This window comes from Streptomyces sp. NPDC037013, assembly GCF_055607265.1.
In genome coordinates this window covers 1,032,616-1,058,302 of the sequence record NZ_JBVJRV010000003.1, presented here as the reverse complement: position 1 = coordinate 1,058,302, position 25,687 = coordinate 1,032,616, and the positions used below count along the sequence as shown (strand labels likewise).

Annotated in this window: 16 protein-coding genes; 12 read left to right on the top strand and 4 right to left on the bottom strand. The window is 71.3% G+C overall.

The window, feature by feature from the left end; translation table 11 throughout:
- From mtrA to ACZ7DY_RS14445, 6 genes are all read left to right on the top strand, one after another.
- The gene (mtrA, locus tag ACZ7DY_RS14470) at nucleotides 1-690 is read left to right on the top strand and encodes a two-component system response regulator MtrA (protein ID WP_189176211.1); all 690 of its coding nucleotides are present in this window, start codon (nucleotides 1-3) and stop codon (nucleotides 688-690) included.
- 1 nt (nucleotide 691) lies between these two features.
- Nucleotides 692-2,941, top strand: coding sequence for an MtrAB system histidine kinase MtrB (gene mtrB, locus ACZ7DY_RS14465; RefSeq protein WP_471134436.1), 2,250 nt, complete (start codon nucleotides 692-694; stop codon nucleotides 2,939-2,941).
- On the top strand, nucleotides 2,931-4,793 hold the full coding sequence (locus tag ACZ7DY_RS14460; RefSeq protein ID WP_471134434.1) for an LpqB family beta-propeller domain-containing protein: 1,863 nt from the start codon (nucleotides 2,931-2,933) through the stop codon (nucleotides 4,791-4,793). Before mtrB ends, ACZ7DY_RS14460 begins: the two co-directional genes overlap by 11 nt.
- A gap of 143 nt (nucleotides 4,794-4,936) precedes the next feature.
- A complete protein-coding gene (locus tag ACZ7DY_RS14455) occupies nucleotides 4,937-5,806 on the top strand; it encodes a ComF family protein (RefSeq protein ID WP_471134431.1) in 870 nt (289 codons plus the stop codon).
- A 314-nt stretch (nucleotides 5,807-6,120) separates the two neighbouring features.
- A complete protein-coding gene (hpf, locus tag ACZ7DY_RS14450; protein WP_471134429.1) occupies nucleotides 6,121-6,813 on the top strand; it encodes a ribosome hibernation-promoting factor, HPF/YfiA family in 693 nt (230 codons plus the stop codon).
- A 195-nt stretch (nucleotides 6,814-7,008) separates the two neighbouring features.
- Entirely contained in the window at nucleotides 7,009-7,752 is a 744-nt protein-coding gene (locus tag ACZ7DY_RS14445; RefSeq protein WP_471134426.1) for a response regulator, read from the top strand.
- Here the strand turns inward: ACZ7DY_RS14445 and ACZ7DY_RS14440 are convergent.
- Both ACZ7DY_RS14440 and ACZ7DY_RS14435 read right to left on the bottom strand, forming a co-directional pair.
- Complete coding sequence (locus tag ACZ7DY_RS14440) at nucleotides 7,745-8,908, bottom strand: winged helix-turn-helix domain-containing protein (RefSeq protein WP_471134424.1); 1,164 nt, start codon at nucleotides 8,906-8,908, stop codon at nucleotides 7,745-7,747. The genes ACZ7DY_RS14445 and ACZ7DY_RS14440 overlap by 8 nt on opposite strands.
- A gap of 51 nt (nucleotides 8,909-8,959) precedes the next feature.
- Nucleotides 8,960-9,532 (bottom strand): GNAT family N-acetyltransferase, encoded by a 573-nt coding sequence (locus tag ACZ7DY_RS14435; protein WP_471134421.1) that lies wholly within the window; start codon nucleotides 9,530-9,532, stop codon nucleotides 8,960-8,962.
- A gap of 223 nt (nucleotides 9,533-9,755) precedes the next feature.
- Here ACZ7DY_RS14435 and secA point away from each other — a divergent pair, with 223 nt between their 5' ends.
- On the top strand, nucleotides 9,756-12,593 hold the full coding sequence (gene secA, locus ACZ7DY_RS14430; protein ID WP_471134419.1) for a preprotein translocase subunit SecA: 2,838 nt from the start codon (nucleotides 9,756-9,758) through the stop codon (nucleotides 12,591-12,593).
- Nucleotides 12,594-12,695: 102 nt separating this feature from the next.
- On the opposite strand, the gene ACZ7DY_RS14425 is transcribed toward secA, so the two are convergent.
- Nucleotides 12,696-13,226 carry an Rv3235 family protein gene (locus ACZ7DY_RS14425; RefSeq protein WP_471134415.1) on the bottom strand — a complete coding sequence of 177 codons (531 nt, stop codon included), beginning with the start codon at nucleotides 13,224-13,226 and terminating at the stop codon, nucleotides 12,696-12,698.
- A 347-nt stretch (nucleotides 13,227-13,573) separates the two neighbouring features.
- Here ACZ7DY_RS14425 and ACZ7DY_RS14420 point away from each other — a divergent pair, with 347 nt between their 5' ends.
- The 3 genes from ACZ7DY_RS14420 (at nucleotide 13,574) to ACZ7DY_RS14410 (ending at nucleotide 17,271) form a co-directional block, all read left to right on the top strand.
- Nucleotides 13,574-14,080 (top strand): DUF6912 family protein, encoded by a 507-nt coding sequence (locus ACZ7DY_RS14420; protein ID WP_471134414.1) that lies wholly within the window; start codon nucleotides 13,574-13,576, stop codon nucleotides 14,078-14,080.
- 90 nt (nucleotides 14,081-14,170) lie between these two features.
- Nucleotides 14,171-14,839 (top strand): HAD family hydrolase, encoded by a 669-nt coding sequence (locus ACZ7DY_RS14415; RefSeq protein WP_471134412.1) that lies wholly within the window; start codon nucleotides 14,171-14,173, stop codon nucleotides 14,837-14,839.
- Nucleotides 14,840-14,973: 134 nt separating this feature from the next.
- Entirely contained in the window at nucleotides 14,974-17,271 is a 2,298-nt protein-coding gene (locus ACZ7DY_RS14410; RefSeq protein WP_471134411.1) for an ATP-binding protein, read from the top strand.
- Between the two features lie 1,034 nt (nucleotides 17,272-18,305).
- Here ACZ7DY_RS14410 and ACZ7DY_RS14405 read toward each other — a convergent pair.
- The gene (locus tag ACZ7DY_RS14405) at nucleotides 18,306-18,878 is read right to left on the bottom strand and encodes a DJ-1/PfpI family protein (protein ID WP_471134409.1); all 573 of its coding nucleotides are present in this window, start codon (nucleotides 18,876-18,878) and stop codon (nucleotides 18,306-18,308) included.
- Between the two features lie 466 nt (nucleotides 18,879-19,344).
- On the opposite strand from ACZ7DY_RS14405, the gene ACZ7DY_RS14400 reads away from it, so the two are divergent.
- Together ACZ7DY_RS14400 and manB are read left to right on the top strand one after the other, a co-directional pair.
- Complete coding sequence (locus ACZ7DY_RS14400) at nucleotides 19,345-24,291, top strand: NAD-glutamate dehydrogenase (protein ID WP_471134407.1); 4,947 nt, start codon at nucleotides 19,345-19,347, stop codon at nucleotides 24,289-24,291.
- Nucleotides 24,292-24,508: 217 nt separating this feature from the next.
- Nucleotides 24,509-25,621, top strand: coding sequence for a mannose-1-phosphate guanylyltransferase (manB, locus tag ACZ7DY_RS14395; protein WP_471134405.1), 1,113 nt, complete (start codon nucleotides 24,509-24,511; stop codon nucleotides 25,619-25,621).
- The last annotated feature ends 66 nt before the right edge of the window (nucleotides 25,622-25,687 follow it).

Genomic DNA, 25,687 nt, shown 5'->3' with positions numbered 1-25,687 from the left:
ATGATGTCAGGCATGAAGGGACGAGTCCTTGTCGTCGACGACGACACCGCACTGGCCGAGATGCTCGGGATTGTGCTGCGTGGTGAAGGTTTTGAGCCGTCGTTCGTGGCTGATGGCGACAAGGCGCTGGCCGCTTTCCGGGAGGCCAAGCCTGATCTTGTGCTGCTCGATCTGATGTTGCCGGGGCGGGACGGGATCGAGGTGTGCCGTCTGATCAGGGCGGAGTCCGGAGTGCCGATCGTCATGCTCACGGCCAAGAGCGACACCGTGGATGTGGTGGTCGGTCTGGAGTCGGGGGCGGATGACTACATCGTCAAGCCGTTCAAGCCGAAGGAGCTCGTGGCCCGGATCCGGGCGCGGCTGCGGAGGTCGGAGGAGCCCGCGCCGGAGCAGCTGGCCATCGGTGACCTGGTCATCGACGTGGCCGGCCACTCCGTCAAGCGGGACGGGCAGTCCATCGCGCTGACGCCGCTGGAGTTCGACCTGCTGGTCGCGCTGGCGCGCAAGCCGTGGCAGGTGTTCACGCGTGAGGTGCTCCTGGAGCAGGTCTGGGGCTACCGGCACGCGGCGGACACCCGTCTGGTGAACGTGCACGTCCAGCGGCTGCGCTCCAAGGTCGAGCGCGACCCCGAGCGGCCGGAGATCGTGGTGACCGTGCGTGGCGTCGGTTACAAGGCCGGACCGAGCTGACGTGTCCCGGGACAGTTCCTCCTCGGCGCCCGGAGCTCCGGGGCCTCGCGCGGGGCGGACTGGACCGGCGCGGCGCGCGTCCTGGTTCGGGCGGCTCGTCGACGGCAAGCTGCTGCTCCAGGGCGGCGTCCAGGGCAGCCCCGTGCTGCGCCTCTTCGTGCGCTGGGTGCGCCGCCCACTGCTGCCCGCGGTGCGGCTGTGGCGGCGCAACATCCAGCTGAAGGTCGTCGCCACCACGCTGCTGATGTCGCTCGGCGTGGTCCTCATGCTCGGCTTCGCCGTCATGAGCTCGGTCAACAACGGCCTGCTCAAGGCCAAGGTGAAGGCCTCGCAGAGCCAGGCCGACGGCGGCTTCCGGGCCGCGCAGGACAGTGTCAACGCGGCGCGGCAGAGCGCCGGCCAGGGGCAGGGCCAGGACGGCAGCACCGCGGACGGGCGCAACGCCGCGGTGTGGATGTCCGACCTCGTCGAGCAGCTCTCCAGCGGCGGCCAGAACGCCTTCGCCGTGGTGACGCTGAGCCCCACCTCCGCCGGTGATGCAGGGAGCGTACGGGGATCGCGGGCCTCGGGCGGCGTCGAGCCGATCCTCAGCGTCCCCGAGGAGCTGCGCCGCCAGGTCGACACCGGCACGGGCGTCTACCAGGCCAATACGCGCATCGTCTTCGACGACGACCGCGAACCGCAGTCCGGTCTGGTGATCGGCAAGCGTCTCAACGACCTCAACGGCGACCCGTACCAGCTGTACTACCTCTTCCCGCTGACGCAGGAGGAGGAGTCGCTCAACCTCGTCAGGACCACCCTCGCCACCGCCGGACTCTTCGTCGTGGTCCTTCTGGGCGCCATCGCCTGGCTCGTGGTGCGCCAGGTGGTCACACCCGTGCGGATGGCCGCGGGGATCGCCGAGCGGCTCTCCGCCGGGCGCCTCCAGGAACGCATGAAGGTCACCGGCGAGGACGACATCGCACGCCTCGGTGAGGCCTTCAACAAGATGGCGCAGAACCTCCAGCTGAAGATCCAGCAGCTGGAGGAGCTCTCCCGGATGCAGCGGCGGTTCGTCTCCGACGTCTCGCACGAGCTGCGTACGCCGCTGACGACGGTACGGATGGCCGCCGATGTCATCCATGAGGCGCGGGTCGACTTCGATCCGGTGACCGCGCGGTCGGCCGAGCTGCTCGCCGACCAGCTGGACCGCTTCGAGTCGCTGCTCGCCGATCTGCTGGAGATCAGCAGGTTCGACGCGGGGGCGGCCGCGCTAGAGGCCGAGCCGATAGACCTCCGTGAGGTCGTGCGCAGGGTGGTCGGCGGTGCGGAGATGCTCGCCGAGCGCAAGGGCACGCACATACGCGTCGTCGGGGACCAGCAGCCCGTGGTCGCCGAGGCCGACGCGCGCCGCGTGGAGCGGGTGCTGCGCAACCTCGTGGTCAACGCCGTGGAGCACGGCGAGGGCAAGGACGTCGTGGTGCGGCTCGCCGCCGCCGGTGGCGCGGTCGCCGTCGCGGTACGGGACTACGGAGTGGGCCTCAAGCCCGGCGAGGCGACCCGGGTCTTCAGCCGTTTCTGGCGGGCCGACCCGGCACGCGCGCGTACCACCGGTGGTACGGGGCTCGGGCTCTCCATCGCCCTGGAGGACGCGCGGCTGCACGGCGGCTGGCTGCAGGCCTGGGGCGAGCCGGGCGGGGGTTCGCAGTTCCGGCTCACGTTGCCGAGGACGGCGGACGAGCCGCTGCGGGGTTCGCCGATCCCCCTGGAGCCCGACGACTCACGCCGTCACCGCGGTCTGAACGACGCGGGCCTGCCCCTCGGCGGCGGGAACAAGCTGGCCACCGTGCCCGCGCAGGCGGCCCCCGCGGAGCGCGTGACTCCGCCGGTGCCCGCGAAGGGACCCATACCGCCGAGGCTCCTGCAGGCCGGCCCGGTCGATCTCACGGCCCTGCCCGGCAACGGCTCGCGGGTCGTGCCGCGCCGCCCCCTGGACGACGAGCCGCCGGGCGACGGGGGACGAGGCGACGAGGCGCCGGATGTGACCGGCGGTTCGCGGGATGCGGACGGTGGGTCCGCTTCCGGTTCTCGTACGCGGGCGAGCGGGGAATCCCGTACGGGCACGGGCGAGGAATCTCGTACGCGTACGGACACGGGCGAGGCCCGTGGGCAGACGGACGCCGACCTTCGTACGGATGCGGACACGCGTCCCAGGGCGTCGGGGCCCGGGGTGGGGACGGACAGGGAAGAGGAGAGCACCCGTGGTCGCTGACCGAGCCGGACGCAGCCGCCGGACCGGCCGCGGGCGCCCACTGCGCACCGCCCTGCTCCTGGGTGGCTGCGGGGCGCTCCTCGCCGGATGCGCCTCGATGCCGGACAGCGGCAACCTGAAGTCCGTCGACGCCTCGCAGCGCCCTGACTCGCAGTCCCAGGTCCGTGTCTACGCGCTGCCGCCGCGCGAGGGCGCCCGGCCCGTGGAGATCGTGCAGGGTTTTCTCGAGGCGCTGACCAGCGATGATCCGCAGTTCGCGATGGCGCGCAAGTATCTGACCAAGAAGGCGTCGAAGAGCTGGCATCCGGAGGAGTCCACGACCGTCCTCGCCGACGGCCCGAACACGGACGCGGGGAACGCGGGCAACGACGACGAGGGCAGCCGCCGTTACACCCTGACAGGGCGCCAGATCGCGCGGGTGGACGCGCAGCACGCGTACCGTCCCGACGACGCGCCCTACAGCCAGTCCGTGCACCTCAGCCAGGACGGCGGCCCGGGCGGCGACGAATGGCGCATCGACAAGCCGCCGACCGGCGTGGTCCTCGGCGAGTCGGACTTCCAGCGGATCTACCGGCCCGTCAACAAGTACTACTTCGCCGGGCCCGCCGGGGCGGGCGTGAGCGGCCGCACCGGACTCGTCGCCGACCCCGTCTACATCCGCCAGCGCATCGAACCGCTGACGCAGACGGTCAAGACGCTGCTGGGAGGTCCCACCAACTGGCTGCGCCTCGTGGTGAATTCGAGCTTCCCCAGCGGTACGGCGCTCAAGGACCCCGAGAAACCCCTGACACTGGACGACCAGAACAGGCTGACGGTGCAGCTCAACAGCCGCTCCGACGACGCCGGGCAGACCAAGTGCAAGGAGATGGCGGCGCAACTGCTCTTCACCTTGCAGGACTTGACGCCGTCGGGGGTCGAGCAGGTGACGTTGCAGCGTTCCAACGGGTCGATGCTCTGCGTGCTGAGCCAGGAGAGGGCCGAGACCGTCGCGGCGCACCGCAGCGCGGACCGCCCCGACTTCCAGTACTTCATCGACGAGAAGCACCGGCTCGTACGCATGTCGGCCAACGCGGGCAGCACCGTGGAGCCGGAACCGGTGACGGGCGCCCTCGGCACCGGCGACCAGCCGCTGCGCTCGGCGGCGGTCTCGCGCGACGAGCAGTACGCGGCCGGGGTGTCGCTCGACGGCAAGTCGCTGTACACGGGCTCGCTGCTCTCGGACGACGCACTGGGCAAGGCGCACCTGCGCAGCAAGGCCAAGTCGGAGGAGGACCGCCTCTCCACGCCCAGTTGGGACGGCAGGGGCAACCTCTGGGTGGCCGACCGCGACCCGAAGCGGCCCCGGCTGTTCTGGCTCGAACGGGGCACGGGCGAACCGGTCGAGGTCGAGCTGCCCGCCGTGGACGGACGCGTCCGGCAGGTGCGGGTGTCGGGCGACGGCGTGCGGATCGCCCTGCTGGTGGAGAAGGACGACAAGACCTCTCTGTGGATCGGCCGGGCCGAGCGCAGCGGCGGAAAGGGCGAGCGGCCGGAGATCTCGGTCCTCGACCCCACGCCCGCGGCCCCGCAGATGGAGGAGGTCACGGCCATGTCGTGGGCGGGCGGAAGCCGTCTCGTGGTGGTCGGCCGTGAGACCGGCGGGGTGCAGCAGATCCGGTACGTGCAGTGCGACGGCTCGGTGCTGCCGGGCACCGCGCTGCCGGGCCTGACGGGCGTCGAGGAGATCGCGGCGTCCGACGACGAGCGGCAGCCGCTGCTGGCGCACTCGGACGACGGGATCGTCCGGCTGCCGACGGGGTCGCAGTGGCAGACCGTGGTGAAGGTGGGGATGGCTCCGGTTTATCCGGGGTGAGGGGCTAGTTCCCTCCTGCGGGCGGCAGTTGGCTGTCGGTCGTCGACTGTCGTCGGAGAGTTGTCCACAGAGAGTTCTCGGGAATTCTCCGGAGTTATCCACAGGGGTGGCCGCGCTGCTCCTGCCTTGACACAGTGGTGGGCATGCGGGGCTGGTGGCAGGACCTCACCGACCTGGTGCTGCCGGCCGAGTGCGGAGGGTGCGGGGAGCTCCGGACGGCGCTCTGCGACGGGTGCCGGGCCGCCCTGTGCGGAGCCGGGCCGCGCCGGGTGCGGCCGTCGCCGGAGCCGCCCGGGCTGCCCGTCGTCCACGCCGCCGCGCCGTACGAGGACGCGGTGCGGGCCGTTCTCCTCGCGCACAAGGAGCGCGGCGCCCTGGGTCTCGCCGGGCCCCTGGGAGTGGCGCTGGCCTCGGCCGTGCGTGAGGCCGTCTCCGGCGCCCGTCCTGAGGCTCTGCGGGGCGGATCCGGCTCTCCGGGTGATAGGCCGCCGGGATCGTGGGTACGTGGCAGACAGGATGGACCACAGGGGCGCGTGATGCCGTTGTCGCTCGTTCCTGTGCCTTCGGCGCGGGCCGCCGTGCGGGCGCGCGGGCACGACCCGACGCGACGGATCGCGCTCGCGGCCGCCGCCGAGCTGCGACGGGCGGGTGTCCCGGCGCGGGTGCTCGCGGTGCTGCGGCAACGGCGCGCGGTGGCCGACCAGTCGGGGCTCGACTCCCGGCGGCGCCAGGCCAATCTGGCGGGCGCCCTGGAGGTCTCTGCCGCAGGCCGGCGGCTGCTGAGGGCCGGCGGCCGGGTGGTGGTCGTGGATGACCTCATGACCACCGGCGCCTCCTTGGCGGAGGCGGCCCGGGCATTACGTGCCGTACACACGGAAAAGGAAACCCGAGGGGAAACCGCACGAGAACGGGGAACGGGGGCCGTACGAAGGCCGGTAGGAGACGGCGAGAACGCGCCAGGTGCGGCGGTTGTCGCTGCGTCGCCGGAATCCTTCGAAATAAACCGGAACTGATTGAGAACTTGCATCGTTGCAGGTGATGAGAGGGCTAATACACCTGAATGGAGGTACGCGGCAGTAGAGGGTGACGACTTCCCTCCGGGCGAGATATGTTCGGTTGTGAGGAATGGCGGACGCCGTCCCTCGCATATCGGAATGCCGGTGCGCGGGTTTTCCGCAATCACCCGGGCCGGTGGGGTGGAGAGCTTGCCCACGGGGGAGGAGGAGGTGGAAGTCACCGAGTCCGAGGCCCCGGATGTCACCGGGGTCTGGTGCAAAAGGGAGATGCTCCGCCGCCGAAGCGGAGCGATCCGGGAACGGAGTTCTGCGTGGACATCGTCGTCAAGGGCCGCAAGACCGAGGTGCCCGAGCGGTTCCGCAAGCACGTGGCCGAGAAGCTGAAGCTGGACAAGATCCAGAAGCTCGACGGCAAGGTGATCAGCCTCGACGTCGAGGTGTCCAAGGAAACCAACCCGCGACAGGCCGACCGTTCCGACCGGGTGGAGATCACCCTCCGCTCGCGCGGACCCGTGATCCGCGCGGAGGCCTCGGCAGCCGATCCGTACGCGGCACTCGACCTGGCCACGGCCAAGCTCGACGCGCGGCTGCGCAAGGAGCACGAGAAGCGCCACAACCGCCGGGGCAACGGCAGGCTCTCCGCCGCCGAGGTCGCCGAGCGGGTCCCGGACGCCGCGTCCTTCAACGGAGACGGCTCCATCGCACGCGACGAAGAACCGGACGGCGTGCCGGTCAAGAAGATCGGCTCCCTCGAGATCCAGGGCGAAGGCCCGCTCGTGGTCCGGGAGAAGACCCACGTCGCGGCCCCCATGTCGCTCGACCAGGCGCTCTACGAGATGGAACTGGTCGGCCACGACTTCTACTTGTTCGTCGACTCCGAATCCAAGGAACCGAGCGTCGTCTACCGCCGGCACGCCTACGACTACGGCGTGATCCGGCTCAACACCGACCCCATGGTCGCCAAGGCCGAGTCGGCCGGTGGTGGCGGAGCTCTCGCAGGCTGATCACCGCCCCGTGACGGCCGAGGTGGTGCCCCTGGAGCGCCTGTGCGCCCCCAGGGGCACCACCGTGCGCCCACTGCACGCACCGCACCGGCGCCGGGCATGAAATCATGGGCGGGCCGGTCAACCGGTGTGCTGGCGCCTGGGGTTGGCGCAGCAGAGGGCACAACAGGCCGCGGCCTTCATGGGGGAGGAACGATGGCGGACAGCTTCGGACCGATGCGTCACGAGCATGCCGGCGACGGCATGGGCATCGGCACGGACGCGGGCGCCCCACGCAAGGAGCCCATCAGGGTCCTTGTGGTGGATGACCACGCCCTCTTCCGCCGCGGCCTGGAGATCGTCCTCGCCGCCGAGGAAGACATCCAGGTCGTCGGAGAGGCGGGCGACGGCGCCGAGGCGGTGGACAAGGCCGCCGACCTGCTGCCCGACATCGTGCTGATGGATGTGCGGATGCCCAAGCGCGGCGGCATCGAGGCGTGCACCTCCATCAAGGAGGTGGCACCCAGCGCAAAGATCATCATGCTGACGATCAGCGACGAGGAGGCCGACCTCTACGACGCGATCAAGGCGGGCGCCACCGGCTATCTCCTCAAGGAGATCTCCACGGACGAGGTGGCGACGGCGATCCGGGCGGTCGCCGACGGCCAGTCGCAGATCAGCCCGTCCATGGCGTCGAAGCTGCTCACCGAGTTCAAGTCGATGATCCAGCGCACCGACGAGCGCAGACTGGTGCCCGCGCCCCGGCTGACCGACCGGGAGCTGGAAGTGCTCAAGCTGGTCGCCACCGGAATGAACAACCGCGACATCGCCAAGGAACTGTTCATCTCCGAGAACACCGTGAAGAACCACGTGCGCAACATCCTGGAGAAGCTGCAGCTGCACTCCAGGATGGAGGCCGTCGTCTACGCGATGCGGGAGAAGATCCTCGAGATCAGGTGAGGGCCCGCACCAGCTCGGCGGCGAGCTCGGGGCGGTCCACCCGCTCCACCCGCACCGCGTCACAGCCGACCCAGGACGCAGCCTCGAGGAGGGCCCGGGCCATCGGGTCGACCGCCTTCGGGCCGTCCAGCGAGACCTGCCTGGCCACCAGCGTGCTCCCCTCGCGCGCGGGGTCCACCCGGCCGATGAGCCGGCCGCCCGAGAGCAGCGGCATCGCGAAGTACCCGTGGATCCGCTTGGGCCTCGGCACATACGCTTCAAGCCGGTGCGTGAAGCCGAAGATCCGCTCCGTGCGCGCCCGCTCCCAGATCAGCGAGTCGAACGGGGACAGCAGCGTCGTGCGGTGCCGGCCGCGGGGCGTCGTCTCCAGCGCCTTCGGATCGGCCCAGGCCGGCTTGGCCCAGCTCTGGACCGTCACCGGCACCAGGCCCGAGTCCGCCACCACAGCGTCGAACTGCTCGCCCTTGAGGCGGTGGTAGTCGGCGATGTCCGCGCGCGTGCCGACCCCCAGCGCCTCGCCCGCCAGGCGGACCAGGCGGCGCAGGCACTCCGCATCGTCCAGGTCGTCATGGAGCAGCGCGCCGGGGACGGCGCGCTCCGCCAGGTCGTACACCCGCTTCCAGGAGCGGCGCTCCGTGCACACCACCTCGCCGTACATCAGCGCCCGCTCCACGGCGATCTTCGACTCGGACCAGTCCCACCACTCGCCCTTGTTCTTCGCGCCGCCCAACTCCGTGGCGGTCAGCGGGCCTTCGGTGCGCAGCTGCTTGATGACCTGGTCATACGCTCCGGCGGGCAGGTCGTGGTGCCAGTGCGGGCGGGCGCGGTAGGCGCGGCGGCGGAAGGCGAAGTGCGGCCACTCCTCGATGGGCAGGATGCACGCGGCGTGCGACCAGTACTCGAAGGCGTGGGTCTGCGTCCAGTACGCCGCCTCGACGGTGTCGCGGCCGACGGCGCCGAGGCGCGCGTACGGAATGAGCTCGTGGGAGCGGGCCAGGACCGAGATCGTGTCGAGCTGGACCGCGCCGAGATGGCGCAGGACGCCCCGCACCCCGGATCTGCGGTCCGGGGCCCCCAGGAAACCCTGGGCGCGCAGGACGATGCGGCGTGCCTCGTCGGCGGAGAGGTCGATGGCGGGGCTCGGCAGGCTCGTCATGGTCCGAACGATAGGGGGCGGCACTGACAACCGGCCCGGGTGGTGAGGCCGTCAGGTCCGGGCGGGCAGGTAGGGGTAGGGCGACCGCAGGCCCAGGTCCGAGGGGAGCAGGGCGCCGACCCAGCCGTCGCGGAGCGTGCCCTTGTTGAGCAGGCCCGCGCGGTGCACCCCCTCCATGGTGAAGCCGGCCTTCTCCGCCACCGCCCGCGAGCCGGTGTTGCCGACCTCGGCGCGCCACTCCAGGCGCGTGCAGCGCAGCTCCGTGAAGGCCCACCGGGCCAGCTCGAGGACGGCCTCCGTCATGTAGCCGTGGCCCCGGTGCTCCTTGGCCGTCCAGAAGCCGACCTCCCAGGCGCCCGAGCGCGGGTGGTGCAGGCTGGCGGCGGCGAGCAGCGGGCCGCCCTGCCTGGGGCGGACGGCGAAGGTGTACTCGCGGTCGTTGCGCCAGTCGTCCGGGACGACGCGGTTGATGAAGGTCTCGGCGTCCACGCGCGTGTACGGCGACGGGATGGTCGTCCAGCGCTGGATGTCGGGGTCCTGGCAGGCCGCGTAGGTCTCATCGGTGTCCTCGGGCGTGAAGACGCGCAGGCACAGACGTTCGGTGGTGAGGGTGACGGGCTCCATCAAACGATTCTGCTGGGGCGACGCCCCCGGAGCCACCGTTTTACGGGCATTCCCGATCACCGTTCGCGGGGCACTCATGGACGCAACCCGGCACCTTCGGCACCCCTCGTCCGTTGACCTCATGGCAGACCTCCCGGCGCGGCGTGGTCCTCGCATACGATGGCCGTTGCCCGACGAGTAAAACCGACCATGCCAGGCCCGACCGGCAAGGAGACCAACCCCCGTGTCCGTCCTCTCAAAGATCATGCGTGCAGGCGAAGGCAAGATCCTGCGCAAGCTGCACCGCATCGCGGACCAGGTCAACTCCATCGAAGAGGACTTCGTCAGCCTCTCCGACGCCGAGCTGCGCGCACTGACCGAGGAGTACAAGGAGCGATACGCCGACGGCGAGACGCTCGACGACCTCCTCCCCGAAGCCTTCGCGACCGTCCGCGAGGCCGCCAAGCGCGTCCTGGGCCAGCGGCACTACGACGTCCAGATGATGGGCGGCGCCGCCCTGCACATGGGCTATGTCGCGGAGATGAAGACCGGTGAGGGCAAGACCCTCGTCGGCACGCTCCCCGCGTATCTGAACGCCCTCTCCGGCAAGGGCGTCCACCTCATCACGGTCAACGACTACCTGGCCGAGCGCGACTCCGAGATGATGGGTCGCGTCCACAAGTTCCTGGGCCTGACCGTCGGCTGCATCCTGGCCAACATGACGCCGGCCCAGCGCCGCGAGCAGTACAACTGCGACATCACGTACGGCACGAACAACGAATTCGGCTTCGACTACCTCCGCGACAACATGGCGTGGTCGAAGGACGAGTTGGTCCAGCGCGGCCACAACTTCGCGATCGTCGACGAGGTCGACTCGATCCTCGTCGACGAGGCCCGTACGCCGCTGATCATCTCCGGCCCCGCCGACCAGGCCACCAAGTGGTACGGCGACTTCGCCAAGCTGGTCACCCGCCTCACCAAGGGCGAGCCGGGCAACCCCCTCAAGGGCATCGAGGAGACCGGCGACTACGAGGTCGACGAGAAGAAGCGCACCGTCGCCATCCACGAGTCCGGCGTGAGCAAGGTCGAGGACTGGCTGGGCATCGACAACCTCTACGAGTCGGTGAACACGCCCCTGGTGGGCTACCTCAACAACGCCATCAAGGCCAAGGAACTCTTCAAGAAGGACAAGGACTACGTCGTCATCGACGGCGAAGTCATGATCGTCGACGAGCACACCGGCCGTATCCTCGCCGGCCGCCGCTACAACGAGGGCATGCACCAGGCGATCGAGGCGAAGGAAGGGGTGGACATCAAGGACGAGAACCAGACCCTTGCGACCATCACCCTCCAGAACTTCTTCCGCCTCTACAAGCGCGAGGGCTACGAGAGCGGCCTCTCCGGAATGACCGGTACGGCCATGACCGAGGCCGCCGAGTTCCACCAGATCTACAAGCTGGGCGTCGTGCCGATCCCGACGAACCGGCCCATGGTCCGCGCCGACCAGTCCGACCTGATCTACCGCACCGAGGTCGCCAAGTTCGCCGCCGTCGTCGACGACATCGCGGAGAAGCACGAGAAGGGGCAGCCGATCCTGGTCGGCACCACCTCCGTGGAGAAGTCGGAGTACCTCTCCCAGCAGCTCTCCAAGCGGGGCATCCAGCACGAGGTGCTCAACGCCAAGCAGCACGACCGTGAGGCGACCATCGTCGCCCAGGCCGGCCGCAAGGGCGCCGTCACCGTCGCCACGAACATGGCCGGACGAGGCACCGACATCAAGCTCGGCGGCAACCCCGACGACCTCGCCGAGGCCGAGCTGCGCCAGCGCGGCCTCGACCCGGTCGAGCACGCCGAGGAGTGGGCCGCGGCGCTGCCCGCCGCCCTGGAGAAGGCCGAGCGCTCCGTCAAGGCGGAGTTCGAAGAGGTCAAGGAGCTCGGCGGGCTCTACGTCCTCGGCACGGAGCGGCACGAGTCGCGCCGTATCGACAACCAGCTGCGCGGCCGTTCCGGACGTCAGGGCGACCCCGGCGAGTCCCGGTTCTACCTCTCGCTCGGCGACGACCTGATGCGCCTCTTCAAGGCCCAGATGGTCGAGCGCGTGATGTCCATGGCCAACGTGCCGGACGACGTCCCGATCGAGAACAAGATGGTCACCCGCGCCATCGCCTCCGCGCAGTCGCAGGTCGAGCAGCAGAACTTCGAGACCCGGAAGAACGTCCTCAAGTACGACGAGGTCCTCAACCGCCAGCGCGAGGTCATCTACGGCGAGCGTCGCCGCGTCCTGGAGGGCGAGGATCTGCAGGAGCAGATCACGCACTTCATGGACGACACCATCGACGCGTACATCGCCGCGGAGACCGCCGAGGGCTTCGCCGAGGAGTGGGACCTGGACCGGCTGTGGGGCGCCTTCAAGCAGCTCTACCCCGTCAAGGTGACCGTCGAGGAGCTGGAGGAGGACGCGGGCGACCGCGCCGGCCTGACCGCCGAGTTCATCTCCGAGGCCATCAAGGAAGACATCCACCAGCAGTACGAGGCGCGTGAGGCGCAGCTCGGCTCCGACATCATGCGCGAGCTGGAGCGGCGCGTCGTGCTCTCGGTCCTCGACCGCAAGTGGCGCGAGCACCTCTACGAGATGGACTACCTCCAGGAGGGCATCGGCCTCCGCGCCATGGCGCAGAAGGACCCGCTGGTCGAGTACCAGCGCGAGGGCTTCGACATGTTCAACGCCATGATGGACGGCATCAAGGAGGAGTCCGTCGGCTACCTGTTCAACCTGGAGGTCCAGGTCGAGCAGCAGGTCGAGGAGGTCCCCCTCGAGGACGCGGCGCCCTCGCTGACGAAGGACGGCGCGCAGGACGCGGTGCCGGCCGGTGCGGGCCACTCCCGCCCGGAGATCCACGCCAAGGGCCTGGAGGCCCCGCAGCGCCCCGACCGCCTGCACTTCCAGGCGCCGAACGCCGAGGGCGGTGTCGACGAGGGCGACTTCACCACCGACGGCGCGGGCGTCCGCTCCGAGGCGGACGGCATGACCCGGGCGGAGCGGCGCAAGGCGCAGAAGGGCGGCCGGCGACGCAAGAAGTAGGCCGTCGCCTGCGTGTGGCCGTGTGACTGACCGAAGGGGCCGGGCTGCTGTCCGGCCCCTTCGGCGTGCCCCGGGGACGCGGCAGGGGGGCTGGGCGAGGGGTCAGGGACGGCTCGGGTCGGTTTCCACCGCCGTGCAGCGCCACCTGCGGTCCGGGCCCAGCGTGAGGCGGAACGCCAGCGCGCGCAGGCGCGGGCCCGTCGCGACGCGGGCGAAGACCTCGTACGTCTCGGGGTGCGGCTGGTAGTGGCCGATCCGGTGGATCGTGGGGCGGTGGCCGCTCGCGGCGAGCGGCCGGAGCTCGGCCAGGCGGGCCAGGTCGTCGAAGGCCGTGTTGGCGATGTGCCGGGCCACCCAGTGCATCGGCCGCTGGCCGCTGAGGACCAGGACGAGACGCTCGGCGAAGACCTCCGTGGGGTGCGGGGGTGGCTGGGCGGGGATCGTCGCCCCACGCGTCGCCGGGGAGGCCGGGCGCGCCGCGGGAGCCGAGGGGGTCCTGGGCGATGTGGGTGTGGGGGCCGTGGGAGTCGTGGGGGACGAAGGGCGTCGGGAGTCCCTCCGGTTCGGCGGGCGGCCCGCGGGCGTGCGGGTCGCCGTCGGGCGGGGGCGGGGCCTTGTCATCACCTTGCGCATGGGTGCCTCCGTCTCGTTTCCCTCGGCCGGGAGCGGGACGCCCGACCGGAAGCCCGGCTCGTACCGGACAGTAACTTCGCGTCGAGGGATCTTGTACGGGGCCGGGGAGGGCCGGCGCAAGGGGTGCCAGGGGCGGGCGAAGGCGGTGTCAGGGTTCACCTATCAGGGTGACGCGCGGCCTCGCGGGGGCGGTGGGCGCCGGGGTGTGCCGGGTGAAGGCCGGGACAGGCGCTGACGGCGCGGGGCGCGGTGGGGGGAGCTCGATGGGGGACTCCCGCACGTATCCTGAAGGTCCTCCACGGCCACGAAGGTCCGCCTGCCGCGGACACGAACGAAAGCGGTCAGCCATGCGCGTCTACGTCCCCCTGACCCTGCCCAGGCTCGCCGAGGCGTACGAGGCGGGGCAGCTGGGGCCAGGGCCGCTGGTCGCCTACGCCGTGACGCCCGCCCTGCGCGAGTGGTACGTCTCGGACGACATCGAGGAGCTGGAGTACGCGGCGCTGAACCGGGCCGCGCTGGCGTCGCTGCGGCTGATCGCCGGGGACCCCGGGGCGGCGCGGCGCCGGGTCGTCCTCGCCGCCGACGTGCCCGACACGGCTGCCCTGGCCGACCCCGACCGCGGCCTCGACCAGGGAGCGCTCGGCGAGGTGCGGATCGCGGAGGCGCTGCCGCTGGCCAAGGCGGCGGCCGTGCACGTGGACGCGGACGACGCGGAGGCGGACGTGACGGCGGCGGCCGCGGCGCTGGGGGCCGCGGACCAGGGGGACGACGACGCGAGGTTCGTCGTGGACGGCGCCGAGGACCACGAGCTGCTCTGGTTCGCCACGCAGGAGATCCCCGGGCTGCTCCAGTAGCCCCGGCGCTTCGGCGCTTCGGTCCCTGGCCTCGCTCTGACCTCGCTCGGGCGGCCTCGTGTCCGCTGGTGGGAGAGGTAGCGTCTTGGTATGGGGAAGATGCTGCGCGGGGCGCATATCGTCTGGGACTGGAACGGGACGCTGCTGCATGACATTCATGCGGTGATCGACGCCACGAACGCGTCCTTCGCCGAGCTCGGGCTCGAACCGATCACGCTGGAGCGGTACCGGGACCTGTACTGCGTGCCGGTGCCGCGGTTCTACGAGCGGCTGATGGGGCGCCTCCCCACCGACGCCGAGTGGCGGGTCATGGACGCCGTCTTCCACAAGCACTACTGGTCGCGGGTGGACGCCTGCGCGCTGGCCGATGGCGCCTCCGAGCTGCTGGCCGCGCGGCGGGCTGGCGGGCGCACGCAGTCGCTGCTCTCGCTCGCGCCGCACGAGCGCCTGGTGCCGATCGTGCGCAAGTACGGCATCCACGAGTACTTCGTACGGATCGACGGCCGCACCGACGAGTCGCACGCCGGCAAGGCGGAGCGGATGGTGCGCCACCTCGCCGAGCTCGAAGGAGTGGACGTCGACCGCATCGTGGTGATCGGCGACGCCGTCGACGACGCGGTCGCCGCCGGGCACGTGGGGGCGCGTGCCGTGCTCTACACGGGGGGCTCGCACAGCCGGGCGAGCCTGGAGGTGGCCGGGGTGCCCGTCGTGGACAGCCTCGCCGACGCCGTCGACGTGGCGGAACGGCTCGTCTCCTGAGCGGTGCCCCTTTGGGGAGGGGGCGGAAGAGGCTGCCGCGGGGTTGGGGATTTCGTTCACGCTCCGCGTCGATCTGCGTACGCTGAGGTGGGATCCTCGGCGGTGCGGGGCGACGTGACGGGGGCGGTAACGCTATGGGTTTCGGCTTCGGGCAGCGGCGGGGCGGGCAACTGCCCGCCGAACTGACCTCGTTCGTCGGGCGCGTGGACGAACTGGCGCAGGTCCGCGACGCGTTCGCGTACGCCAGGCTCGTCACGCTGGTCGGGCCCGGCGGCGTGGGCAAGAGCCGCACCGCGCTGCGGGCGGCCGCCGGGCTCGGCGAACGGTTCCCGGACGGGGTGTGGCTGGCGGAGCTCTCCGCCCTGCGCGACCCGGAGTTGATCCCCGCCACGCTCGCCGCGGTCCTCGAACTGCCCGAGCAGCCGGGGATGGCGCCGCTCGACGCGGTCGTGGCGCACCTCCAGGGCCGGCGCCTGCTCATCGTCCTCGACACCTGCGAGCATCTGGTCGACGCCTGCGCGATGCTCTCCGACATCCTGCTGCGCGAGGCGGCGGACGTGTGCGTACTGGCGACCAGCCGGCAGCCGCTGGACGTGCCCGGCGAGCACTGCTGCCCCGTCGCCCCGCTGGCGCCGGACGACGCCGTGGAGCTGTTCGCGCAGCGCGCCGCGGGGGTCGTGCCCGGGTTCGCGGTGCGGGAGGCCGACCGCGACCAGTTGATGGCGCTGGTCCGGCGGCTCGACTGCATCCCGCTCGCCCTGGAGCTCGCGGCGGTGCGGCTGCGGGCCGTCTCCGTGGCGGAGCTGGTGGCGCGGCTCGACGACCGGTTCCAGGTGCTCACGGGCGGCCGGCGGACCGCTCTCTCACGGCACCAGACGTTGCGTACGGCCATCGACTGGTCGCACGAACTGTGCACCCCCGGCGAGCAGTTGCTGTGGGCCCGCCTCTCCGTCTTCGCGGGGTCCTTCGAACTGTCCACGGCCGAACAGATATGTGCCGACGCGGAGTTGCCCGTCTCCGACGTGCTGGCCCGGCTGATCGGGCTCGTCGACAAGTCGGTGGTCCAGCGCCTCGGCGAGACCGGTAACCGCTACCGGCTCCTCGACACGCTGCGCGAGTACGGGGCCGAGCGGCTCGGCGCCCTGGAGGACGACGGGGGCGCCGCGCTGCGGGCGCGGCACTTCGCCTACTACCAGGACCTGGGGCGCCGCTTCGAGGAGGGCTTCCTCTCCGCCGAACAGCCCGCGCTCCACAACGCGGTACGGGTCGACGCCGCCGACCTGCGCGCCGCCCTCGAGTACGCGTACGCGACCGACGGGCGGGCCCGCGAGGGACTGCGCCTCGCCGCCCGGCTCTGGCCCTACTGGCGGGCCTCCGGGACGCTCTCCGAAGGCGGTTACTGGATCGAGAAGGGCCTGGCACGCGTGGACGAGGACTGCTCGGCGCGGGCCTGGGGGCTCCTCGGGACCGGCGTCATCGGAGTGTGGACCGCGGACCTCGCGACCGCCGTCGAGCGGATGGAGCTGGCGTGGGAGTCCGCGGTGCGGGCGGGCGACGAGGAGGTCGCGCAGTTCGCCGAGGCGTACACCCACGGGCTCGCCGCGCTCTGCGGCGACGAGACCGGGCTGGCACGCCTCGCCGACGTGCGGCGGCGGATGGTCGAGAGCGACAACCGGCTGGGCGTCGTGGTCATGAGCTACGAGGCCGCTCTGCTGCGGGCCGTCCTCGGCGACACGGACGGGGCGCTCGAAATGTGCGAGCAGGGTCTGGAACTCCTGGAAGGCACCGGCGAGCGGCAGATCTACGGGTCCACGCTGACGGCGCAGGGGCTGGTGCGGTGGCTCGCGGGGGAGCGGGAGGCGGGGGTCTCGTCGTTGTGCCGGGGGTTGGAGGCGGCGAGCGAGGTGGGTGACATGGGGGAGGTGCTGGTCGCCGCGATGTGCTGCCACGGGCTGGCGTGGGCGGCGGCGGGGGAGGGGCGGCAGGTGCGGGCGGCGTGGCTCTTCGGGTACGCGGAGACGGCGCGGCGGCTCGGTGGTGACCCCATCGCGATGCTGCCGTCACTCCTCGAACAGCAGGAGGCCGCGCGGGAATCGGTGCGGGAGGCGCTGGGGAGCAGGCAGTTCGAGCGGTGGCATGCGGTGGGGGCGCGGTTGTCGGGGCGGCAGGTGTTGGAGGCGGTGCGGGCGGACGCGGATGCGCCGTTGGCTGGGGCGGGGGGCGGTTCTGGGGGTGGGGCCGGGGCTCGGGGGCGGGGGGATGTGTTGACGCGGCGGGAGCGGGAGGTCGCTGTGCTGGTCGCCCAGGGGCTCTCCAACCGGGAGATCGCGGAGCGGCTGGTGATCTCGAAGCGGACGGCGGACGCGCATGTGGAACACATCCTGGCGAAGCTGGGGGTGGGTTCACGGAGGGAAATCGCGGGCGCGACGTAGGTTGCGGCTGCGCTGGGGCTGGGGCCCCGGGGGTGCGGTCCGGTGGGGTCGCGCGTGCTGTCCGTCTGTGGGTGCGGGGCCGCGGGGGTATGTGCGTACTCGCCATCCCTGCGCCGCGCTGCACGAACAAAGACGCCATGGCTGGTTCGGTGCTCCGTGCGCACATACCCCCACGTCCCCTTGTGTCTCGCGCGCGGGTGCGGCCTGGTGGGCGTAAGCGCCTTGGGTCGGTTGTGGGTGCGGGGCCGCGGGGGTATGTGCGTACTCGCTATCCCTGCGCCGCGCTGCACGAACAAAGGCGGCACAGTGTGCTCGGTGCTCCGTGCGCACATACCCCCACGTCCCCTCCCGTCTCGTGCGCGAGTGCGCCCCGGTGGGGGTGGTTCCGCCCGGGTCTGCTGCTCCGTCCCGGCGCGACGGACGCCAAACACCCGCCGCCCCCGCCGTGAGTCGCGGCCCAAACACCCCCACCCCCGTCTTGCTCCCGCCGTGCGTCGCACGGCAAACATCCCCGGTCCCGCCCTGCGTCGCGCGCAAACACACCCCGTCCCGCCCTACGTCGCGGGGCGCCCCCACCCTGTCCTGCTCTCGCTGTGCGTCACGGGGAAAATGCACCCCCCCGCCCCTGCCTCGCCGTACGTCGCGGGGCAAACACACCCCCGCCCCTGCCCCGCCCTGCGTCGCCGGGCAAGCAGGCCCCGCCCGCCCCTACCCTGCCCTGCGTCGCGGGGCAAACGGGTGGGTGGGTGGGATACATCCGCCGCGGAGCGGCGGGGTTGTGCGGGGCCGTGGTGGTGCTGGGTACGACCCCTCGCCGGGGCACGCACCCCTCACCCCCCCCAAGCGCCCCAGCGCAAGGTACCGCCCCCCTCCGGGGCCCCGGGCTTCTGCCGTCGCCGACGAGGGCAGGGGGCCGGGGGCGGGCCAGGGGAGGCGGTACAGGGGGAGCCTGGTGGGTGCGGGGCGCTGCCGCCATCCGTATCGGGCAGGATCCGCATACCGATGTGTCGCCGGGTGCCGTCCCCTCCGTATACCTAGCGGAGCGACACCGGTGCCTTCGCGCGCAGTACCGTCAGGAACTCCCGCATCCAGCCCGAGTGGTCCGGCCACGCGCGGGCCGAGACCAGCGTGCCGTCCACCACCGCCTCCGCGTCCCGGTAGGTCGCCCCGGCCGCCTGCATGTCCAGCTCCAGCGCCGGGTACGCCGTGACCGTGCGGCCGCTGAGGCCGCCGATCGCGGCCGTCAGGAGCGGGCCGTGGCAGATCTGGGCGACCGGCTTGTCCGCGTCGAAGAACGACTTGAGGATCTTGCGGAGCTCGGGGTCGTTGCGCAGGTACTCCGGGGCCCGGCCGCCCGGGATCACCAGCGCCACGTACTGGCCGGGATCCACCTCGGAGAAGGCGAGGTCCGCGGGCCAGGTGTAGCCGGGCTTCTCCGTGTACGTGTCGAAGCCCGGCTCGAAGTCGTGCACCACGAACCGCAGCGTCTTGCGGGCCGGGGCGGCGAGGTGGACGTCGTACCCCTCCTCGCGCAGCCGCTGGTACGGGTAGAGGACTTCGAGGGACTCCGCCGCGTCCCCGGTGACGATCAGGATCTTCGCTGCCATCGTGCCGCGCTCCCCTCGGCGGGTACCGCCCCGGTCGGGCCGGACCCTCCAGGTCAACGTGCCCGTGCGGGGACTGTTTGCCAAGGGGGCGGGAAGACGGGGTGTGTGACTGTGCAGACTGTCAAAGTTCGGACCCCGCTTTTGTACACATACGGCTCATGACGGCTGACCGGTGGGGAGCGATAGCCTTGACCCGTGATCAGCGCGATATCCCGCGGGGGCCCCGGTGCCCCCGTCCTGCGCCCGGGGAACACGGACAACCGTGCCCGGGGCGTCGCTGACGCTTCTTCGCGGTACGGCCGAGCAAGCCATCAGTCAGCGAAACCGCTGAAAATGGCGGAAAGCTGTCCGCTCTTCCATCACCGCGGCATAACGTCGAAGACGGCCGGAGACCCCGCGCCGCGGCGTTACGTCACATCACTTCCTTCTACGTCACGCAATGGCGCGCGACAGGAGTCAGAGGACAATGCAGACCAAGCTGGACGAAGCCAAGGCCGAGCTGCTCGCACGGGCCGCCCGGGTAGCTGAGAACAGCCCGGCCGGGGGACGCCTGCCGAGCGGTACACCGACCGGGACGACGAGCGGGGCCACGCCGGACCAGGACATGGCTCTCGCGTTCCTCCAGCGCTACTACCTGCACACCGCCCCCGAGGACCTGGCCGACCGCGACCCGGTCGACGTCTTCGGAGCCGCCTTCTCGCACTACCGGCTCGCCGAGAACCGCCCCCAGGGGACGGCCAACGTACGGGTGCACACCCCGACCGTCGAGGAGAACGGCTGGACGTGCAGCCACTCCGTCGTCGAGGTGGTCACCGACGACATGCCGTTCCTCGTCGACTCCGTGACGAACGAACTCTCCCGGCAGGGCCGCGGCATCCATGTCGTGATCCACCCGCAGGTCGTGGTGCGCCGTGATGTGACCGGCAAGCTCCTCGAGGTCCTGAGCAGTGAGGCCGGCGCCGAGCTGCCGCACGACGCGCTCGTCGAGTCGTGGATCCACGTCGAGATGGACCGCGAGACGGACCGCGCGGACCTGAAGCAGATCACCGCCGATCTGCTGCGGATCCTCAGCGACGTGCGCGAGACCGTCGAGGACTGGGAGAAGATGCGCGACGCCGCGCTGCGCATCGCCGACGAGCTGCCCGCCGAGCCCACCGCCGGCGACCTGCCCGACCAGGAGGTCGAGGAGGCCCGCGAGCTGCTGCGCTGGCTCGCCGACAACCACTTCACCTTCCTCGGCTTCCGTGAGTACGACCTCACGGACGACGACTCCCTCTCCGCCGTCCCCGGCACCGGCCTCGGCATCCTGCGCGCCGACCCGCAGCACGACGGCGACGACCACCACCCGGTCAGCCCGTCCTTCAACCGCCTCCCCGCCGACGCGCGCGCCAAGGCCCGCGAGCACCGGCTGCTCGTCCTGACCAAGGCCAACAGCCGGGCCACCGTGCACCGGCCCTCGTACCTGGACTACGTCGGCGTGAAGAAGTTCGACGCCGAGGGCAATGTGGTGGGGGAGCGGCGCTTCCTCGGGCTCTTCTCGTCCGCCGCGTACACCGAGTCCGTGCGCCGCGTGCCCGTCATCCGCCGCAAGGTCGCCGAGGTGCTGAAGGGCGCCGGGTTCTCGGCCAACAGCCACGACGGGCGCGACCTGCTCCAGATCCTGGAGACCTACCCGCGCGACGAGCTCTTCCAGACCCCGGCGGACGAGCTGCGCTCCATCGTCACCAGCGTCCTCTACCTCCAGGAGCGGCGCCGGCTCCGGCTCTACCTGCGCAAGGACGAGTACGGGCGCTACTACTCCGCCCTCGTCTACCTGCCCCGCGACCGCTACACCACCGGTGTCCGGCTGCGGATCATCGACATCCTCAAGGAAGAGCTGAACGGCGCCAGCGTCGACTTCACCGCCTGGAACACCGAGTCGATCCTGTCGCGTATTCACTTCGTGGTGAGGGTGCCGAAGGGCGGGGAGGTCCCCGACCTCTCCGACGCCGACGTCGAGCGCATCGAGGGCCGCCTTGTCGACGCCGCCCGCTCCTGGGCCGACGGCTTCGCGGAGGCGCTGACCGCCGAGTGCGGCGAGGAGCGCGCCGCCGAGCTGATCCGCCGGTACGGCCACGCCTTCCCCGAGGGGTACAAGGCCGACCACACGCCGCGCGCGGCCGTCGCCGACCTCCAGCACCTGGAGCAGCTCGGCCAGGGCGAGAAGGACTTCGCGCTCTCGCTGTACGAGCCGGTGGGCGCGGCGCCCGGCGAGCGGCGCTTCAAGATCTACCGGTCCGGCGGGCAGGTCTCCCTCTCCGCCGTGCTGCCCGTGCTTCAGCGCCTCGGCGTGGAGGTCACCGACGAGCGCCCGTACGAGCTGCGCTGCGCGGACCGTACGCACGCGTGGATCTACGACTTCGGGCTCCGCATGCCCAAGTCCCCGAACGGCAACGGCGACTACCTCGGCGACGACGGCCGCGAGCGCTTCCAGGAGGCCTTCGCCGCCGCCTGGACCGGCGCCGCCGAGGTCGACGGGTTCAACTCGCTGGTGTTGCGGGCCGGTCTCGGCTGGCGCCAGGCGATGGTCCTGCGCGCCTACGCCAAGTACCTGCGCCAGGCCGGTTCGACGTTCAGCCAGGACTACATGGAGGACACCCTCCGCAACAACGTCCACACCACCCGGCTGCTCGTCTCGCTCTTCGAGGCGCGCATGTCGCCCGAGCGCCAGCGGGCCGGCACCGAGCTGACCGACGGGCTCCTGGAGGAGCTGGACGGCGCGCTCGACCAGGTCGCGAGCCTGGACGAGGACCGCATCCTGCGTTCCTTCCTCACCGTCATCAAGGCGACGCTGCGGACCAACTTCTTCCAGAAGACCGAGAGCGGCGAGCCGCACCACTACGTCTCCATGAAGTTCGACCCGCAGGCCATCCCCGACCTGCCGGCGCCCCGCCCCGCGTACGAGATCTGGGTGTACTCGCCCCGCGTCGAGGGCGTCCACCTGCGCTTCGGCAAGGTCGCGCGCGGCGGTCTGCGCTGGTCGGACCGGAAGGAGGACTTCCGTACGGAGATCCTCGGCCTGGTCAAGGCGCAGATGGTGAAGAACACCGTCATCGTGCCGGTCGGCGCCAAGGGCGGCTTCGTCGCCAAGCAGCTCCCCGACCCGTCCGTGGACCGCGACGCGTGGCTCGCCGAGGGCGTGGCCTGCTACAAGACGTTCATCTCGGCGTTGCTCGACATCACCGACAACCTGGTGGCGGGCGAGGTCGTGCCCCCCAAGGACGTCGTGCGCCACGACGAGGACGACACCTACCTGGTGGTCGCGGCCGACAAGGGCACGGCGACGTTCTCCGACATCGCCAACCAGGTCGCCGAGTCCTACGACTTCTGGCTGGGCGACGCCTTCGCCTCCGGCGGCTCGGCCGGCTACGACCACAAGGGCATGGGCATCACCGCCCGCGGCGCCTGGGAGTCCGTCAAGCGGCACTTCCGGGAGCTGGGCTGCGACACCCAGTCCGAGGACTTCACCGTCGTCGGCGTCGGCGACATGTCCGGCGACGTCTTCGGCAACGGCATGCTGCTCAGCGAGCACATCCGCCTCGTCGCCGCCTTCGACCACCGGCACATCTTCATCGACCCGAAGCCGGACGCCGCCACCTCGTACGCCGAGCGGCGCCGCCTCTTCGAGCTGCCGCGCTCCTCCTGGGCGGAGTACGACAAGGAGCTGCTCTCCACGGGCGGCGGCATCTTCCCGCGCAGCGCCAAGGCGATCCAGCTCAACGCCCACATCCGCGAGGCCCTCGGCATCGAGAGCGGCGTCGGCAAGATGACCCCGGCCGAGCTGATGAAGGCCATCCTCCAGGCCCCCGTGGACCTGCTGTGGAACGGCGGCATCGGCACGTACGTGAAGTCGTCGGCGGAGTCCGACGCCGACGTCGGCGACAAGGCGAACGACGCCATCCGCGTCAACGGCGCCGACCTGCGCGTCAAGGTCGTCGGCGAGGGCGGCAACCTCGGTCTGACCCAGCTGGGCCGCATCGAGTTCGCGCGCGCCGGCGGCCGCATCAACACCGACGCCATCGACAACAGCGCGGGCGTGGACACCTCCGACCACGAGGTGAACATCAAGATCCTGCTCAACGCGGTCGTCGCCAACGGCGACATGACCGTCAAGCAGCGCAACAAGCTGCTCGCCCAGATGACCGACGAGGTCGGCCACCTGGTGCTGCGCAACAACTACGCGCAGAACACCGCGCTGGCCAACGCCGTCGCCCAGTCGCCGTCCCTGCTCCACGCCCACCAGCGCTTCATGCGCAGGCTCGGCAAGCAGGGCCACCTCGACCGGGGCCTGGAGTTCCTCCCCAACGACCGGCAGATCCGCGAACTGCTCAACTCCGGCCGGGGCCTGTCCCAGCCCGAGCTCGCCGTGCTCCTCGCCTACACGAAGATCACCGCGGCGGACGAGCTGATCCAGACGACGCTGCCCGACGACCCGTACCTGCGGCGGCTGCTGCACGCGTACTTCCCGAAGGCGCTGCGCGAGAAGTTCCCCGAGCAGGTCGACGGGCATGCGCTGCGCCGCGAGATCGTCACGACCGTCCTCGTCAACGACACGGTCAACAGCGGTGGTTCGACCTTCCTGCACCGGCTGCGGGAGGAGACGGGCGCCTCGCTGGAGGAGATCGTGCGGGCCCAGATGGCCGCGCGGGAGATCTTCGGCCTGAGCGAGGTGTGGGACGCGGTCGAGGCGCTCGACAATGTCGTCGCCGCCGACGTCCAGACCCGGGTCAGGCTGCACTCGCGGCGCCTCGTCGAGCGCGGCTCGCGCTGGCTGCTCAACAACCGGCCGCAGCCGCTCCAGCTCGCCGAGACCATCGACTTCTTCGGCAAGGGCGTCGCCGACGTCTGGGACGAGCTGCCCCAGCTGCTGCGCGGCTCCGACCTGGAGTGGTACGAGGGCATCCGCGACGAGCTGACCGGGGCGGGCGTGCCGGAGGAGCTGGCGCGGCGCGTCGCCGGATTCTCGTCCGCCTTCCCGACGCTCGACATCGTCGCGGTCGCCGAGCGGACCGGCAAGGAGCCGATGGCCGTCGCCGAGGTCTACTACGACCTCGCCGACCGGCTGCGCATCACCCAGCTCATGGACCGCATCATCGAACTGCCGCGGGCCGACCGCTGGCAGTCCATGGCGCGCGCCTCCATCCGGGAGGACCTGTACGCGGCGCACGCCGCGCTGACGGCGGACGTCCTCGCCGCCGGCAACGGCGACGCCACGCCGGAGCAGCGCTTCAAGGCGTGGGAGGAGAAGAACGCGCCGATCCTGAGCCGGGCGCGGACGACGCTGGAGGAGATCCAGAGCTCGGACGCGTTCGACCTGGCGAACCTGTCGGTGGCGATGCGGACGATGCGGACGCTGCTGCGCACGCACTCCTGATCTCTGCTAGGCGACGAAGGGGGCGCCCCGAGCCGGAAGGCCCGGGGCGCCCCCTTGTGCATCCCTGACTCCTCGGCGGGCGAATCGGTTGCCCGGGTGGCGCGGAATGGGTGATGAGATTCGCCATACCGCATCAATTCAGACATTTGGGCTAAGGTGGGTGAGATTGTCTGATGGCGGTACGAGATCCGAAGCGCAGGGAAGGTCCGACAAGGCGATGACGGAAGCCATTCTGCTGGTCGGCGGGCAGGGCACCCGGCTCAGGCCGGTCACGGTCCACACGCCGAAGCCGATGGTCCCCGCGGCCGGGGTCCCCTTCCTCGCCCACCAGCTCGCCCGCCTCGCCGCGGCCGGCGTCGACCACGTCGTGCTGGCCACCTGCCACCTCGCCGAGGTCTTCGCACCGCACTTCGGCGACGGATCCGCGTACGGCCTGCGACTGGAGTACGTCGTCGAGGACGAGCCCCTCGGCACCGGCGGCGCCATCCGCCACGCCGCCCGGCGGCTTCGCGGCGGCTCCGACGAGCCCGTCCTCGTCCTCAACGGCGACATCCTCAGCGGCGTCGACATACGCGGCCTGCTCGACACCCACCTGCGGCGCGGCGCCGACGTCACCCTCCACCTCACCCGCGTCGACGACCCCCGCGCCTTCGGGCTCGTGCCCACCGACCGGGACGGGCGCGTCCTCGCCTTCACCGAGAAGCCGCGGAGTGCCGAGGAGATCGTCACCGACCAGATCAACGCGGGCGCGTACGTCTTCCGGCGCTCCGTCATCGACACCATCCCCGCGGGGCGGCCCGTCTCCGTGGAGCGGGAGACCTTCCCCGGGCTGCTCGCCTCCGGCGCGTACCTGCACGGACAGGTCGAGGACGCCTACTGGCTCGACCTCGGCCGCCCCGAAGCACTCGTCCAGGCATCCGCCGACCTCGTACGCGGCGTCATCACCTCGCCCGCCCTGCCGGGGGAGCACGGCGAGTCGCTGGTCCTGCCGGGCGCCGACGTCGCGGCGGACGCCGGACTCGCCGGCGGGACCGTCGTCGGCGCGGGCGCCCGCATCGGGGCGGGCGCGCTCGTGCACGGCTCCGTCGTGCTCGACGGGGCACAGGTGGGGGCCGGCGCCGACATCCGCCGGAGCCTGATCGGCGCGGGGGCCCGGATCGGCCGCCGTACCGTCCTCGAAGGCGCGGTCGTGGGGGACGGCGCGCGCGTGGGGGCCGACAACGAACTGCGGACCGGGGCACGGGTGTGGTGCGAGGCGGTCCTGCCGGACGCGGCGCTGCGCTTCTCGCCGGACGTACCCGACGCATCTTCCGACCACCGAAGGGCCTGAGCAGTGACCGTGAACCTTTCCGAGAGCCTCGCCGCCCGGCTGCCCGAAGCCTGGGCCGCCACCCCC